At 32.1% G+C, this 15495-nt stretch carries 12 protein-coding genes; 4 read left to right on the forward strand and 8 right to left on the reverse strand.

The window, feature by feature from the left end:
- Positions 1-85: 85 nt before the first annotated feature.
- From mnmE to LS81_RS02395, 5 genes are read right to left on the reverse strand one after another with little or no spacing between them, the layout of a single operon-like run.
- Positions 86-1471, reverse strand: coding sequence for a tRNA uridine-5-carboxymethylaminomethyl(34) synthesis GTPase MnmE (gene mnmE, locus LS81_RS02375; protein WP_034344660.1), 1386 nt, complete (start codon positions 1469-1471; stop codon positions 86-88).
- Complete coding sequence (locus LS81_RS02380; RefSeq protein WP_034344657.1) at positions 1472-2809, reverse strand: Jag N-terminal domain-containing protein; 1338 nt, start codon at positions 2807-2809, stop codon at positions 1472-1474. It abuts the gene before it with no gap.
- Positions 2810-2860: 51 nt separating this feature from the next.
- Positions 2861-4576: a membrane protein insertase YidC gene (yidC, locus tag LS81_RS02385; protein ID WP_104696437.1), complete on the reverse strand. Its 1716-nt coding sequence runs from the start codon at positions 4574-4576 to the stop codon at positions 2861-2863.
- Positions 4577-4595: 19 nt separating this feature from the next.
- Entirely contained in the window at positions 4596-5027 is a 432-nt protein-coding gene (yidD, locus tag LS81_RS02390; protein ID WP_052096444.1) for a membrane protein insertion efficiency factor YidD, read from the reverse strand.
- Positions 5002-5667: an amino acid ABC transporter permease gene (locus LS81_RS02395; RefSeq protein WP_034344654.1), complete on the reverse strand. Its 666-nt coding sequence runs from the start codon at positions 5665-5667 to the stop codon at positions 5002-5004. Before LS81_RS02395 ends, yidD begins: the two co-directional genes overlap by 26 nt.
- Positions 5668-6430: 763 nt before the next feature.
- On the opposite strand from LS81_RS02395, the gene LS81_RS02400 reads away from it, so the two are divergent.
- The 4 genes from LS81_RS02400 to LS81_RS02415 all read left to right on the forward strand — a co-directional run bounded on the left by LS81_RS02400 (position 6431) and on the right by LS81_RS02415 (position 11869).
- On the forward strand, positions 6431-7111 hold the full coding sequence (locus LS81_RS02400; RefSeq protein WP_034344652.1) for a F0F1 ATP synthase subunit A: 681 nt from the start codon (positions 6431-6433) through the stop codon (positions 7109-7111).
- Between the two features lie 29 nt (positions 7112-7140).
- Positions 7141-7425, forward strand: coding sequence for a hypothetical protein (locus LS81_RS02405; protein WP_237022191.1), 285 nt, complete (start codon positions 7141-7143; stop codon positions 7423-7425).
- A gap of 113 nt (positions 7426-7538) precedes the next feature.
- A complete protein-coding gene (locus LS81_RS02410; protein ID WP_034344648.1) occupies positions 7539-9860 on the forward strand; it encodes a hypothetical protein in 2322 nt (773 codons plus the stop codon).
- Positions 9857-11869 carry a hypothetical protein gene (locus LS81_RS02415; protein WP_034344645.1) on the forward strand — a complete coding sequence of 671 codons (2013 nt, stop codon included), beginning with the start codon at positions 9857-9859 and terminating at the stop codon, positions 11867-11869. The genes LS81_RS02410 and LS81_RS02415 overlap by 4 nt, the downstream gene beginning before the upstream one ends.
- 608 nt (positions 11870-12477) lie before the next feature.
- Here the strand turns inward: LS81_RS02415 and LS81_RS02420 are convergent.
- The 3 genes from LS81_RS02420 to LS81_RS02430 form a co-directional block, all read right to left on the reverse strand.
- The gene (locus LS81_RS02420; RefSeq protein ID WP_034316784.1) at positions 12478-13164 is read right to left on the reverse strand and encodes a tetratricopeptide repeat protein; all 687 of its coding nucleotides are present in this window, start codon (positions 13162-13164) and stop codon (positions 12478-12480) included.
- Between the two features lie 190 nt (positions 13165-13354).
- Positions 13355-13582 (reverse strand): hypothetical protein, encoded by a 228-nt coding sequence (locus tag LS81_RS02425; protein ID WP_034344643.1) that lies wholly within the window; start codon positions 13580-13582, stop codon positions 13355-13357.
- Positions 13583-13623: 41 nt separating this feature from the next.
- Positions 13624-15480: a hypothetical protein gene (locus LS81_RS02430; RefSeq protein WP_034344640.1), complete on the reverse strand. Its 1857-nt coding sequence runs from the start codon at positions 15478-15480 to the stop codon at positions 13624-13626.
- Positions 15481-15495 lie beyond the last annotated feature (15 nt).

The raw sequence follows: 15495 nt of genomic DNA on the forward strand, positions 1-15495 counted from the left end.
TCATAAGCGTATGTAATCTTAATTGATTGATCAAAGGCAGTATTGAAATCTTATAGGCAAATGATTAAAGATATCCAAGGAATAACTATTTTCCAACACAAAATTGCGAAAACATAGAATCAAGCATATCTTCGACATTATAAGGTTTTGTCATGGCACCCAATGATTGCAAACTTTGGTGCAACTCAAAACTTGCGAGTTCAAGCTCTCCATTGGTAAGAAAGTCTTGTGCACTCTCAAGATTCTTACACGCAGATTCCAAAAGATTGCTTTGCATAGTATTTGTCAGCACAAACGTATCACTATTAATATCCATCACCAAGAAGCTAGCAATTTTTTCTTTCAATAATGTTGAGTTATTCTCATCTTTTGTGTTCAGTTTAATCGTTTGAAACGGAGTGAAATCATAGCTATTTTGCTGCATTAAATCATCTTTGTTTAACACAATCAAGACAGATTTATCCTTGCATTCTTGCTCTAAAAATTCCATAATAACAAAATCTTGCTCATCCATAGGTTTTGAAATATCAAAAACACAAAGTATTATTTCACTCTCTCTCGCACTCTTAAAGCTTCTCTCTATACCCTGCATTTCAATAGAATCTATACTTGTATGTATACCAGCAGTATCAGTCAATGAGACTAGATTCCCACAAATATCAAGCATAGCAGTAATTGTATCTCGTGTTGTTCCAGCCTGATCACTGACGATTGCTCGATCTTGCATTAATAAGAGATTAAGTAATGAACTTTTGCCAACATTTGGTTTTCCTATAATACAAAGTTTTACATCTTGCAACTTTTGGTAATGTTTACTTGAATTAAGTACAGATTGAAATCGACTTTGTATTGAAAGCAAGGTAGAAACACTTCTAAGCAATGTGTCCCTGTCTAAATCCTCTTCACTATAATCAATATTTACCTCAATTTGTGCAATAACATGCAAGATCTCTTGCCTCAAAGATTCCAACATTTGACTTAATTTGCCATCTAAATTTCTTGTTAAAAGTTTTGTTAGATTTGTATTTGTATTATTTATCAATGCGATTGTCGCTTCTAATTCCACTAAATCAAGCTTATCATTACGCAATGCACGCATACTAAATTCACCCGCTTTAGCCAAAGTCGCACCAAAAGATAGACACGCCCTAAGAATCTCATTAGCTACTAAAATCCCACCATGACTCTGTATCTCAACAATATCTTCGCCAGTGAAACTTTTTGGGGCTTTAAAATAAATTACAATTGCCTTATCTAGCATTTCGCCTTTTTCATTATATATATTACGCAGGGTTGCCACCCTTGGTGCAAACAGATTTTCTAACACATTGTTATCCTGCTCACCACTAAGCTCCCTATTCTCTTTGAGGAGCAATTTTGCAGCAATATTTAATGCTTCATTACCACTAAGACGAATAATACTTATAGCACTTTTTGCAAGTGCGGTAGATATTGCTACAATCGTATTCATTTAATATTTCGGAAGATTTCCAAATCCATGCACACTGCTTCGCATATTACCATTACTCACAAACTCACTAATGCTAATATATTTTTCTCCATCAGCATTTTCTCTAAAAACAACATATTTGTTTGGCAGAGCATCACGCAACATTTTTAATGCAATATGCGTTAGGACGCCATCAAGAGGTTTTGTTTGTGCTTTACCATTTATTTTTGCATTCTCAATAATTGGCTCAAGATACGATTTCATTATCTCTTCTTGATTTTTTAGGAATTGTGCTATCTCAAGCCGTACGCCATAGCCATAACAGGTATGAATCCAATTAAACAATAAATAGCTTAAGGATTTATAGCGATAACCCTTCTGCCCAATAAGTAGAGCTGCATCAAAGCCATCAATTAAAATAAAAAGTGTGTGATCATCATAGGGTTCTACATGAACCTTATTAAGTTTAAGTGGTAGATACGAGAGCAACTCTACAAGCTCATCTTGCACTTCTTTGCAAATAGATTCTATGCCTTTTTTTTGTTGCATACTACTTGGCACAGCATCTTGCCATGCAATATTAGAATCCTGATCATAAAATGTAGAATCAAAATCACCTTGCATTTTTTCATCAATAGACTTTTTATGCAAGGCAGGAGAGTTTGATTGTGCCTTATCCTGTTGTGCAAACGTTTCAACATGTTTAGAATTTATTACATCAGATTCTAAGTTTGTATCTAAATTTTTAGCAGCTATCTTATCTTCACAATATTTCATGGAAGTCTTGTCTTGACTTTCTTCTTTGTCTCCTAAACTTTTTGTTGAGATATTTACATGTGAAGAATTAGAATTATTATTGGCCTCTCCACTTATACTCTCTTGGTTAGTTATCATTGTCTGATTGATTACTTCCGCATTTTCAAAACATATATTACCTGAAAGATTTTTATCATTTAAGGGTTTTGCACAATTTTCACAACTTACATCTATACTTGAATCCACTTTAGAAATTACTTGAGAAACACCTTTAGAATCCATACTTGTTGTGGCAATATCTAAGGTAGGCTTGTTAATATTAGTTTCTGTTTGTGTGTGAGATGATGTTGCTGCGTTTGCCTCAAACAGCCCCTCTTGTGTATTCTCAATTGTTGGTGCAGCACTCGTGTAAGTCTTTTCTTTCACAATATCTATATTGTGCTTTTTTGTGGCGACAATTATTGCGTCTTTCTTCAAAAATCCTAAGAATCCGCCACTTGGATTCTGGACAATCTCATATTCTATTTGCGTTAATGAGCAGTTAAAATATTTAGTTGCCTCTATTAATGCAGCATCAAGTGTATTTGCACTAAACTTCTTCATTTATATATCCCTCAAATCTACTTTTATCTACATATTGTAACACATTATTACTTATTTTTTTGCCTTATGTGCGTGTTTTTTATGCGTGTGTTCCTCAACCTCTTTTTGTTTTTTAGATTCCAACATTTTATTAATCGCAAGTTGTTGGACAATAGAAATAAGGTTATTAATCGTCCAGTAGAGTATAAGTCCTGCTGGAAACGTAATTAAAAAGAATGTAAAGATAACAGGCAGCCATTTAAACACTTTCTCCTGCATAGGATCTGTAAAAGTTGTTGGGGTGAGTGCTTGCTGTAAATACATAGAAAGACCCATAAGTAAAGGCAATACAAAATAAGGATCCATAACACTTAAATCATGTATCCACCACATAAGTGGTGCATTTTTCAGTTCAACCGCATTATATAAAACGCGATAAATCGCAAAAAATACTGGGATTTGCAACACAAGCGGTAAACAGCCACCAAGCGGATTTGCACCATGCTTTTTATAAAGCTCCATCATTGCAGCCTGTAATTTTTGTGGATCACCCTTATGTTTTGCTTGTAAATCTTTCATTTTAGGTGCAAGCTCTTTTAATTTTTGCATACCCACCATACCCTTAAAACTCAATGGGAACAAAATAATGCGTATAATGATTGTTAAAACAATGATAGCAACCCCCCAATTGCCAATATATTGATACAAGAAATCAAGTAATGCAAAGATATATTTCGCAAAAAAAGTAATCCTGCCATACTCAACAACACTTGTTAGATTTGGATTAATAGATTCTAACACTCTATAATCTTTTGGTCCTATATAGCCATGCAATACCTCATTTGTAGTGCTCACGTTAATAAATGGTGTAGGTAATCCCTTACTAAAAGCTCCAATACTTAGTGAAAGTGGCTTATCGACATTAAACAAAAGACTAGTATAATATCTATCCACACTCGCAACATATAATGCATCATCAAAGTTCTCTCCTTCACTTTTTGCATCACCATCTTCTATTTTTTCAATCGATCCATTATTTTTTTGCAATACTACACCATGAAATACATAGCTTTCAGAATCTGCATTTGGACGCATACCATTGCTGATTAAATATTGCGTTTGTTTACTTAATTCAACTTGCACCTTATAAGTCATATTTGGTTCAATGGTTATAATTTTTTTGACTATCAAATCACCTAAATCCTGCGTTAGAGTAAGTGTTTCTGCTTTGTCTGTAAGCACAATGTGTGATCTATCAGCACTATATTTTGTCTCACTTGCTTTCTTTCTGTAATTCTCATCAGTAAATACCATTTGTAATGGATAAAGTGGGACGTTATCAGCTAACAGGGGCAATCTTTCAAGCTTTTTATTTTCACCATTCACCATGCCAAAAAGTCGCCCTATGTGTGTAAAAATACCCTCTTGTCGTGGTTGCGTATATTTATCTGCTTTGAGGTATACTTGCGTAATAGATCCAAAGACATCAATATCCATATCAAAGTCTTGTGATTCTATGTGCACTAATTTTTCTTTATGTTGCGGCAGTGATGATGGGATTCCTTTCATATTACTATTGCTTGGTGGTGTGATTGTATGCGTATTAATGGCGCTTTGTGGGATCACCTCATTCCCACTATTCTTAGCATTTGAATCTAGCGTTTGATTGACCTGTGTTTGCGATTCTTTTACCGGTGGTTCTGGTGCAAAAAACTTCGACCATATCACAATAACTGCAAATGAGATAGCAACGGCTAAAATTAATCTTAAATTACCTTGTTTATCCACTAAAAACCCTTAATATTTTTTATAGATGAATCGCAATTATATAAAATTTTTTCAATTTAAGCAAATAAGAATGTGAATCTACGAAAAAATATGCCACTTTTGGTGCGACTTTTATGTGGGGTTTTGCCAATATATTTTGTCTATACGCATGTAATAACATAGCATCAAATGCTCTTTGGCTTAAATATAAACTTGGGTAGTCAAAGCCACCAAGAAAAAAAGGATTACAACGAAAGATTCGCATAAGAATCTTTATACATGCCGCAAAGATGTTATCAAAACGCAAAAGCAATAGAGCATATGATGAGCATGATGGATAAAAACGACAATTTGAACCAAGTAGTGGTGAAATCACATATTGGTAGAATCTTACCATATATATAGCTGCGATATTTAAACCTTTTGTGCTTTTCTGACAATAAATTTTAGTGCGTGATAAATTTTTTCTCAAGATAATTTCCGATATAAGAAAATGGATAACAAAGCATAAAATAGATAAAAAGTATTGCACCATACACAATAAAATTCACACTCGTATCGTGTCGTCCGACAACCTCAATCAATTGCTGTCCAACTTTTAAAAGCTCTACAACACCAATAAGAGGCAAAAGTGAAGTAGTTTTAATAATACGTCCAAAAAGATTTATACTTGATGGTGTCAGTGCTTTTAACGCTTGGGGGACAATTATGTAATATTCAATCTGCCATGCATTAAATCCTAAGGCAAGTGCAGATTCTCTTTGATGCTTTGGTGTATTAAGGATACTTGCGCGGACTAAATCACCCATTTCAGCAACCCCCCACATACTAAAGACAATGATTCCACAAGAAATGGCACTAATATGCAAATCAAATGCACTGGGTATACCATAATAAATGATAAAAAGCCATGCAACAAGTGGCACAATCCTCACAGATTCTAAAAAAAACTTGCAAACATATTGCACAGCCTTGCTTTTTACAATCATGAGACGCCCCATAATAAGCCCACCAATAATCGAAAAAACAATACTAATCAACGCTACAAACAATAAAATACCAACGCCATCTAACACTCTCCATAACGTTGCTAGACTAAAAAGTTCTTCCACCTCATACCTTTATGATCTTAATAATTTTAAATCCCTAAATTATAACAAAATTATATTTTTATCCACGATGATAGATGTAAGAAAAGATAAAACATACATTGTATTGGTGTATAAAAGTATCATAACCATAAAACAATTGTAAAAAATCTAATACTATGTATCATTTAACTCCTGCCTAAAATAAATTTGGATACAGATTTTAAAATATCTCAAGTATTCTATAGAATCTTACATACCTTAAATGCAGATCTAAAACACTAGGTTATCACCTAACCAACAATGATTTAGCACCTAGTTTCCTATCATACTCATTTCTAAAATTAAACATTTATTCATATATTAATTAACATAAATAATTAGATATTGCATGATATTGACTAAGCATACATCTAATGCAACAACAATTAAGCCAAAATATCAAATTAAAATCTCATGAGCCTATTTTACTTTTAAAGCTATTGTAATTTTAACAACCATTTAAAAAGCAGCCAAAAATCTCTTCTGCTTATTGATACTTGTTGAAGCAAATAAGTTTAGCCCTACTTGCATAACTTCATTGTTATACTACGTCTATGTCTATCATTCTTCAAACTAAGTTAATTGCAAGTTCGATAATTTTATGCAGATAAACATTGATGCTTCTAGAATCTTAATACTCTTGTTATACAAGGATTTACTCTTGTTAGTTGTTGTAGTTTTTTAGCTACCTTTAAGCGTTTTTTAGATAAAATCACGCATATGTTTTTTTGCAAAAAGGATAGACATGGAAGAAAGACTCTTTACATTTGCGGGGTTAATCAGCACTGACCATGCGTTTATTACGATATTTTACACTATTTTATGTGCAGCTGTAACAGTTGGCATAAGTGTATTTGCTGTGAGGAAACTGCAGGCTGTGCCAACAGGTATGCAAAATTTCTATGAGTGGATTATTGGTGGTATGCTTTATATTGGTAAGGATGCATTGGGTGAGAAACTAGCGCGTAAATACTTCCCTTTAGCTGGTACGATAGGCATCTTGGTATTCTATTGTAATGTCATAGGTATGATTCCAGGGTTTGAAGCTCCTACGGCAAGCATCAGCTTTACTTTAGTTTTAGCTTTGATTGTATTTTTCTACTACCACTTTGAGGGTATAAGAGCGAATGGTTTTGGTAAGTATTTCGGACACTTTGCTGGTCCTATAAAACTACTTTCACCATTGCTTTTTCCTGTTGAGATTATCTCACATTGTTCCCGTATTATCTCTTTGTCGTTTCGTTTATTTGGTAACATACGTGGCGATGATATGTTTTTGCTTGTAATGCTGCAACTTGTTCCATGGGTTGTACCACTTTTACCATTTGGAATCCTTATGTTTATGGCTGTATTACAGGCATTTGTGTTTATGATTCTTACTTATGTATATTTGGCAAGTGCTGTTTTGCTAGACGATGAGCACTAAAAGTTATAAACATAATGTATAAAACCGAAATGAGACGCTTTCTAGCGGTAATGGAGTTTTGTTATGGCTTTCTCTTTGGTGTAGCACTTTTTGGAGCAACACTCACTTTTCTCATTACGCCAGATTTTTTTCCAGCAGTTTTGTTTGCTGTGTGTGTTTTTGCATTTTTTATTTTTCTTGCTGCTATTGTGCGTTATTGCATTATACGTATAAAACTTGCTGATCAGATGTTGCAGGTAGCACTAGAAACACGAGATTTACAAGAGCAATGTTTGCAAGACAAGGCACTGCAGGTTATACAACACAATGAATAACCTATACATAAAAGATATAAAAAGCGAAACAATATTAAGATAAGGTTGTGTGTGTTGTACACATGATTCTCCAATACACGAATGTGTTTCGTTATGTAGCAGAGGATTAGGCTATGAAAACAAAAAAGAAGGATAAAGAGACACAACATATAACACTTTTGCATGATTATTTGGCGTTAGTACCACAAGAGCCAAACAAGAGGATGTATACTTTCTTCAATTTGCTTTATGTGCAAAATCCACCGCATTATATACTCTTAGAAAATCCACTGCAGGTATTAAAAGAAGAAATAAAAGATTGTGACATATATGAAGCCGCTAGTCTATTGCTTGCCTGCAATGAGAACAACCTTAATATATTTATTGTGATTCCAAGCTTTCTAAGACTATGTAACACGTGTTGCAAAAAATTTGACTCCATCCCCACAAAATATCATTTAGACTATATCAAATATCTACAGGCAAGCATTTTATATCATCTTGATTCTAAAGCAATACGACAAATAATAAAGCATATAAGAGTATTAAGAGAACATGGCATTATAAGCTTTCATGAACAAAAGTGTATTGGAGTGTTAGCTCAAGTTGATGTTATAGAATCACATGAAGCAACAAACACCAATTCAATCACTATGAATTCTTTTATACATTTATCTCCAGATAAAACGCCATTATATAACCAGTTTAAGGTTATTGCAAAAGCAAAAAAGTTTCTAAAAAGAATCTCATGGGCTAGAAACCTAATTTTTTTGTGCGAAGAAGATTTCACTAAAAAGGTTGTAGTTATAGGTGGACAAAAAACAGGTAAATCAACACTTATAGCAACTATGCTTTATGATGATAAAAAGTCTATTGAATCTAATATGCCATTAGAAGCAAAGGCACCTATTGAATACTACTATGGTAAAGGCTCTGCAAATGCGGTTTATATGCACCCAAATGATTTACAAACCCTACAAGAATCGCCATTAGCAGATGTTGCACAACATTATAAAACATTGCAGGAAAATTTCTATGATTGTCTAAAAAATGGTAATGAAAAAGTTCAATATGAAAAGATCTATGATTTATATCTTAAGAACAACAAAATTGACATTGTAGATCGTATTTTAGTACCACAGGATTACAATTTATTGCAATTTATACATTTCATTAACACACCATCGCTTATACCCCATACTTTTCGCCATTTACAAGTATATGGTCATGCTGCAAGAAGTGATATAGTTTTATATTTGGCTAGTTTTGATGAATTGAACATAACGTCATCTTATGACAAAATTATTGCTGTTTTATTACGTTTACTAAAAAAGGCAAATATTTCTCACATTCATTTTATTGTAACGCATATTGACAAGGCAAATATGACTTTACGAAAAAAACAAAACCTTTGTCAAAAGCTACAAAGTACAATAGAAGAGCGTCTTGTATGTACGCAAAAAGAAAAGCAAAATCAACTCACAAAGCTAAACTTTCATTTTATTGCTACAGAGGTTGCCTACTCAATGCGATGTCATGGTGTAAGTACATCAGAAAGTGGATTTGATATAACGACAAGTGGGATTTTAGAGCTAGAGTCTGCTGTTTTTACGCATACATTTAACACCCCATCCACACATTTTAATATTCAAATGTTAGAGCACATACTCACACTTTGTAAGCTATCCAATGAAACTATGCAGGCAAACCTCATAATAGAAAATAATAAAGAAGAGATAAAAACACAAATAAAACATATAAAGTCCTTATGTCAAGAAGTCACAAAAAGACTTCCGACACAATACTACTCCTTTTATGATGCATTTGCAAATTTACGTGACAATTTATATTCACAATTCATACAAGCCCTCAATTATGAGACAAAAAAGCGAGGGAATATTGATATACAGAAACTAAAAACTTCTATGATACAAAGTCTTATTGTTGGATTGAAAGAGCTTGCTAGAATTCTACAAGAACACTTTTTTACTTTTAAAGAGTTACACGAAATCACAACTCTATTGCAACCAAACAATACAGACTCTATAGCAAAATTTGCAATAACAAAAGAACATAAAAAGATTCTTGATCTTATTTTCACTCGATACACAAATAGTATTAAAACTGATTTTTTTGATGATAGTAATGCGCTTGTAGTAGAACATCTCTCATATCGATTAGATATTTTATTACCAAACACCATCAAAAAGACAGAGATACAAGAAGATTCTGTAATCAAACCATTAAAAGAAAGTTTTGATTATTACTTTTTACTATTAGAGCAAAATATCAATACGCTTTTTCACAATAAAATAAGTCTTTTTAACATTCAAATAGATCGGCTTGAATGTATTCTAGAATCTTGTTTTATCAAGTATTTTGAAGATCCTAAAGGATATGAAACAGAAGAACTCGATACACTCATTACAATGCTTACACATGGAGGAGGTAAATGAGCTTATTAAAGCAATTTATACAAGAATACGATGATGTATATTACACAAATCTTAATAAAGAAAATACAGACAATATTCTGCAAGAAATAAAACAGGCAGAAAAGATTATCAATATGCCAAAACTACATCCTACACCAGAGATAAAGCAATGCTACAAGCAACTAAAAGAACAATATAAAAGTGCATTAGTAATGCATCTTGTGGGTGATTGCCATTTAACTATGATTGCATTTTTAAATATACTTTTCAAAGATTCTCTTATACCTTTAAACAACTCTTTAGCACAAAAAAAATTTATCATTCGCTTTTGCCAAACCTCTTTTGTAAGAGCACATTATAAGCACAATAATATTAATATAAATCTCTACACACTAGATTACTCCTTAAGTAATTTAGAGGCGATTGAATATTTTGAAGTCTTTGTCAATTTAGACTTATTACAGGAATGTGTGATTATAAAAGAAAGTGATTTTAGCAATAAAAAAACTCTCAATGCTATAAAAGATTCAGATTGTATTTTATGGGTATTAAGTAAGCCTGAGAAATGCAAAAAGGAAGATTTATTAAAAATCATTAAAAAAAAGCCAAGTATCGCTATAGTTTCATATGACAAAAATAAAAAAGAAGAGCATGAAGCATTAGAGCAAATATCTACACTTAGAAAACAGCTAATTTCACAATATAATCTGCAATCTCTCCATGATTTGCATGTATGGAATCTATTTGAATCTCATAGGCTTGATGAGAAATTTACATTATGTAAAATCATTAACAACTTTGCTAAACAGCAGCTATCAGGCAAGATAAAAACATCAGGTAGCATTCTATCTGCATTAGAGCAAACAAAAAATCTCATAGAATCTTTTTATGCACAAAAAGAAAAAGACACATCAAAACAAGATATAACACAAAATACAATTATGCAAGACATTGTAGATAATATATATGAAGTTTTACAACAAGCAAGACTAAAAAGGGGAAATACTATCCTTAAAGTTGCACTTGAAAAAAATAAAAATATAGACAAGCATTATAAAATCATCTTTCAACACTATAAAAAGCTTGATGTAGCCTATCATAAGGCAAATGAGCATTTTATCACAAGATTAAATAAAGTATTTGCTGATTATCACCATGAAGTTTTTGTTACCATTGCAAAAGATCTAAAGAGATATTTAGATAGTATCATAGAGAGTATCTTAGATAATCTTGATACAATTAAAATAAAGACGAGGCCAAATCAGCTAAATTTGCTTGGTATGCTGACAAATCGTCGTATTGTATATGAGAGTTTCCAACTCAATAAAGACGAACTACTAAGGGAAATAAAAGATTCAAAAAGTCTTTTGGCAAGAAAACATAAAAATTTATTGCAAAAACTTGCAAAGCTTGATTCTAATATTACGCAAAGTATGCTAGATATTATGCAAAATTTCGAACAGGTACTCCAAGAATGGGGGGAAGAAACACATCATCTCATATTGCAAAAAAAGCCAAGTTATGTAAGCACGGATAGCTATATTGATCTTGAAGAATTTCAACTTGGAATTTTTCAAGACTTTACCAAACAGCATAAAGCAATTATAGATAATTCTCTTATGAAAATGCACACTGACATTGCAGCCATAAGGATATGGGTAGAAGCTACAAAAACTCTCTTGCTTGAGTGTCTTGTGTTACGCATAGATCAAAAGTTTCATGCAGATAAATCTCTAGTAAAACAGAACAATAAGATACATATAACCCCAATTGATAAAGCGTTCCTACGAGATTGCATTGTTGAGTTTTTACCTGAAAGAATTGAACAAATTTTTTGCTCCCTCCCTATTCTACATACAACTTTTGATTCTACTCCAAAACAACTCTTGCAAGTAACAAAAGAACATGAGAGAAATATCCGAGATAGAATAAGAGATATCATCGACTTACGCCAAACTCTCAAAGCTGGTACAAAAATTCTGGAAAATGCCATTGGAAATAGAGGAGAAACTAGCTTGGGCAATGAGTGATTAAGGAAATCTATAGGATTTTACCAAAAAGCCCTTAAGTCATATTTGCTTAAAGTCTATAATGCCATGAATTATAGAATCTAGTCTTGTTTCAGAAGCATTTGTCTTAGAGGTATTTAAGAATGCCTATTGCACACTAAATCCTATATCCAACAATATTTTATTCAATACTTTTTAATAGTCTAGCTCACTCATATAACCCCTATCTCACCTTACATCCATTTCCATTTCATATTGGGTGAAAACAGCTTGAATATAATTTGAAAATACATCATATTGCTATACAAAATCTTTCTTACAATAAAATGTCTTTACTTAAAATTCTTATATATTAAAATAATCTGCAATTATTTCTACACATGCAATCTGAAAAACTATAATAATATTTTAGATTCACCGCTTTTCACAAACTAGGACTTATGACTTTCACTCTCTATAGGATTATAAGTGCAAAAGATATTTGCAAGTTATAAGAATATTAAAAGAATTTCTTTATGCAAAGCTTTCAAGTTTTATATGCAATGTTTTATTGCAAATAAGGGGAGATTATTTATATCTTCTCATTGTGTCATATTTGCTTGTATAGTAAATCAATTGCACAATATATCTTAATCAAACACATTTTTATCCTGATAAAGCGAAGGGATACCAGATTGATTCAGCTCTCTATAAGAATCGCAACCTTCTTGCATACCAATATCACATGCTTTTCCATAAAACTCTTTTGCGAGTGAAAGATCATGTATCAAAACTTTTCCGCTTTTATGCAGATTACCAAGTGTAAAACATGCGTTGGGATATTTTAACTTGCATGATTTTTTGTACAGCATAGCAGCCTTGTCGTAATCCTGTCTAATACCTTTGCCATACTCATAAAGGTTGGCACTCATAAAGCATGATGGTGCATGTTTTTTATCACACGCTTTTTCAAAATAAGGGATTGCTTTTAGGAAACTATTATTTTGTGTTCTATATAAACCGACAAAATAACAACCATTCATATCCTTTGCTTCACATGCCTTTTCAAAATAAGGGATTGCCTGTCTTGTAGAATCTGCATACCAAAATATTTCCCCTATTATGCTACACTCATTTTTTGCCTTGCATTCACTTAAAGTTTTTAAACCGATTTCAATCACTATTTTGCATGATTCTGCATTCTTATTGAGGCATTGTTGTGTATGGACTTCCCAAGTTTCTTTACTGAAATTCTTTGGTTGCTGTATGCGAATAGAATCTATTATGCTTGCCAAACATACATGTAATGTAAATACCACAAAGAATATAAAACGCATAAGCTCCTACTTCACAAAAAGATCCCATACAATTTTACATTGTTTCTATATAAAATAAACTTAAATGAGATATATGCTGACAACTACTTATATCTTTTATACGATTTTGCAAAATAGATATGTTGAATTATGTTATACAAAGTCATGCGACTTTTGTATCTTATTGTCTTTTATTTTTGGCTTATTGCTCTTAAATATCTCTTAGCAAATATTCTAAAACTTTATAAAAGTTCTCTTTTGTAGTTTTGTCTAAACGTTCATTATTTGCATTATCCCCTTCATTATCTTTTGCCCATAAGATATGCTTTTTAAACGCAGATGAGATGCCACCACTTTTGGTTTCTAATCCATACTTTTCATAATCTTTTTTACTAAATAGAGATTCTATTTCTTTAAACTTAGAATCTATCTTGTTCAATTTAACGATTTCTTATATTTCTTTTCATCATAAATGAATGCTTATTCTTTATTACAATCCATTTGAATCCATGCAGATTCTGTATTGCTGTAATCTTGCTGTAAGCAAAAGTTTAGGCTTTGCGTTTCTAAAATATGATCATATATACGTTCATACATGAATGGATATTGCTGTTTTTTATGATATAGCGAATCAATTTGTGTGCTATGTATGAGTGCTTCATGGTGCAAAAACTTAGAATACTCATACTTATGATACAAAAAAGTGGACAGATAAAATGCAAAGATACACACACTTGCAAATGCAAACATTTTTATAGTAGATCGCATATTATAAAATGCCTTTGCATAAAAGTGTGTATATGTTGGTTTTGTACGAATATGTTCTAATGCAAGTATATGTAAACAATCTTTTAAAGGCATATTAAACAACGTTGTAATATCTTTGAAATCTAATAATAAATCTGCTTTGCCGCTAAAATCACAATAAAAGATCTCTCCAAAATCATCAATTAATGAGTAATAATCTTGCAATGCTTCTGTGCGATCTGTGATAATGCTTACTACCAATAAACCATATACATAATGACACAAAGCGTGTTTCTTAGAATCTTGAAAGATTATTGTATATCTTTTGAGATGTGGATAAAAAGCAAAAAGAGATGAAAATATTTCAAGTGGATTTAGGCATATTAATTTACCTGAATAATGCGAAGCGTAATGCTGCAGGATCTCATCTTTTATAGCAAAAAGTTGAAAGTTAAAATGCGTTTGTGTTTGGTGTTGCAAAAAATACCTACATTCATAATTATGTGGTATAGAACCGCTGTTTTTAGCTCTCAAGGGCACAATACTATCAAGCATACCCATTTGCCTTAAATCACCTTTTTCAATCTCAATATGAGTTGCCTTTAAATAATCTAGTGGCAATATACCATAATACATACGCATACTTCTTTTACAATATAACATCTTTGCTAGTGTGTGTGGCTTTGTCTGTTTATTATGTAATTGTGCCAATGTAGTATATGGAAGCTCTAAAATATATTGTAATGATGTTATTGTGGCAGGGATTTTTGAGTGAGTCTTATGCGTAGAGTCTGCGCTATGTTGCATTGTAGAGATATTCTGTGTAGAATCTATTTTATTGTCTTGAACATATTGAGTGTGAGTTTTAGGATATAAATTCATGAAATCTAGATTCTTTTTGTTTTCTGAAGAGATATTATTATGAACATGGGGTAAAGAATTTATATTGAGTGTTGTACTAATTTCTTTATGTTGGTTGGTATCAAGAATTTGAGGATACAAATTTTGTTTAGAAACATCATTGTCTTGCATATTGATAGACTTAGAGTCCAAATAACCATGATGAGGTATGCTAGATTCCATACCTACTTCCAAAGGGGTTAGGTTAAGATTTTTAGACATTTTGCTTTGATCTGTATGATTCACAAAAGATTTAGATGGATTATGTTGAGTTTTTAAGGAAGGCAAAGCCTCTTCATCTAAATCTGTTTTAGAATCTAATCTTTGCCTATTTTGCATTTTAAAATTATGTAGTGTATCTATATGTGCAGAATTTATAATGCTTTCAGCCTGTGTTGATGTATCATTCTGTGTGAAGAGAGGCTGCAAAAAGCTCTTATCCTGTGTATCCTTACTATACAGAGAATCTATTGATGGGGTTTCACTATGTATAGGCTTTGCATTCTTGGAATTGTTTGTATTTATAGATTTCTCAACTTGTGCGAAAGCATTGATATTTGATAGATTATTTGCGTTTGATTTTGTATGTAGATTACAACTTAAATCCACATATGTGTAGGTAGTAATATGCGTATGCCAAAATTCTCTAAATGCCCTATAGCTGTGTATAATGGCATTTAACATTTGCATTTATACATCCCCAAA

Origin of the sequence: Helicobacter trogontum, from assembly GCF_000765905.2 — a bacterium.
GTDB classification, from domain to species: Bacteria; Campylobacterota; Campylobacteria; order Campylobacterales; family Helicobacteraceae; genus Helicobacter_A; species Helicobacter_A trogontum.

Coding starts and splice junctions, on each gene's coding strand:
- LS81_RS02420 (WP_034316784.1), bottom strand. CDS start 13,164: ATGCGTTTTATATTCTTTGTGGTATTTACATTACATGTATGTTTGGCA.
- LS81_RS02430 (WP_034344640.1), bottom strand. CDS start 15,480: ATGCAAATGTTAAATGCCATTATACACAGCTATAGGGCATTTAGAGAA.
- LS81_RS02405 (WP_237022191.1), top strand. CDS start 7,141: ATGAGACGCTTTCTAGCGGTAATGGAGTTTTGTTATGGCTTTCTCTTT.
- mnmE (WP_034344660.1), bottom strand. CDS start 1,471: ATGAATACGATTGTAGCAATATCTACCGCACTTGCAAAAAGTGCTATA.
- LS81_RS02415 (WP_034344645.1), top strand. CDS start 9,857: ATGAGCTTATTAAAGCAATTTATACAAGAATACGATGATGTATATTAC.
- LS81_RS02410 (WP_034344648.1), top strand. CDS start 7,539: ATGAAAACAAAAAAGAAGGATAAAGAGACACAACATATAACACTTTTG.
- LS81_RS02400 (WP_034344652.1), top strand. CDS start 6,431: ATGGAAGAAAGACTCTTTACATTTGCGGGGTTAATCAGCACTGACCAT.
- LS81_RS02380 (WP_034344657.1), bottom strand. CDS start 2,809: ATGAAGAAGTTTAGTGCAAATACACTTGATGCTGCATTAATAGAGGCA.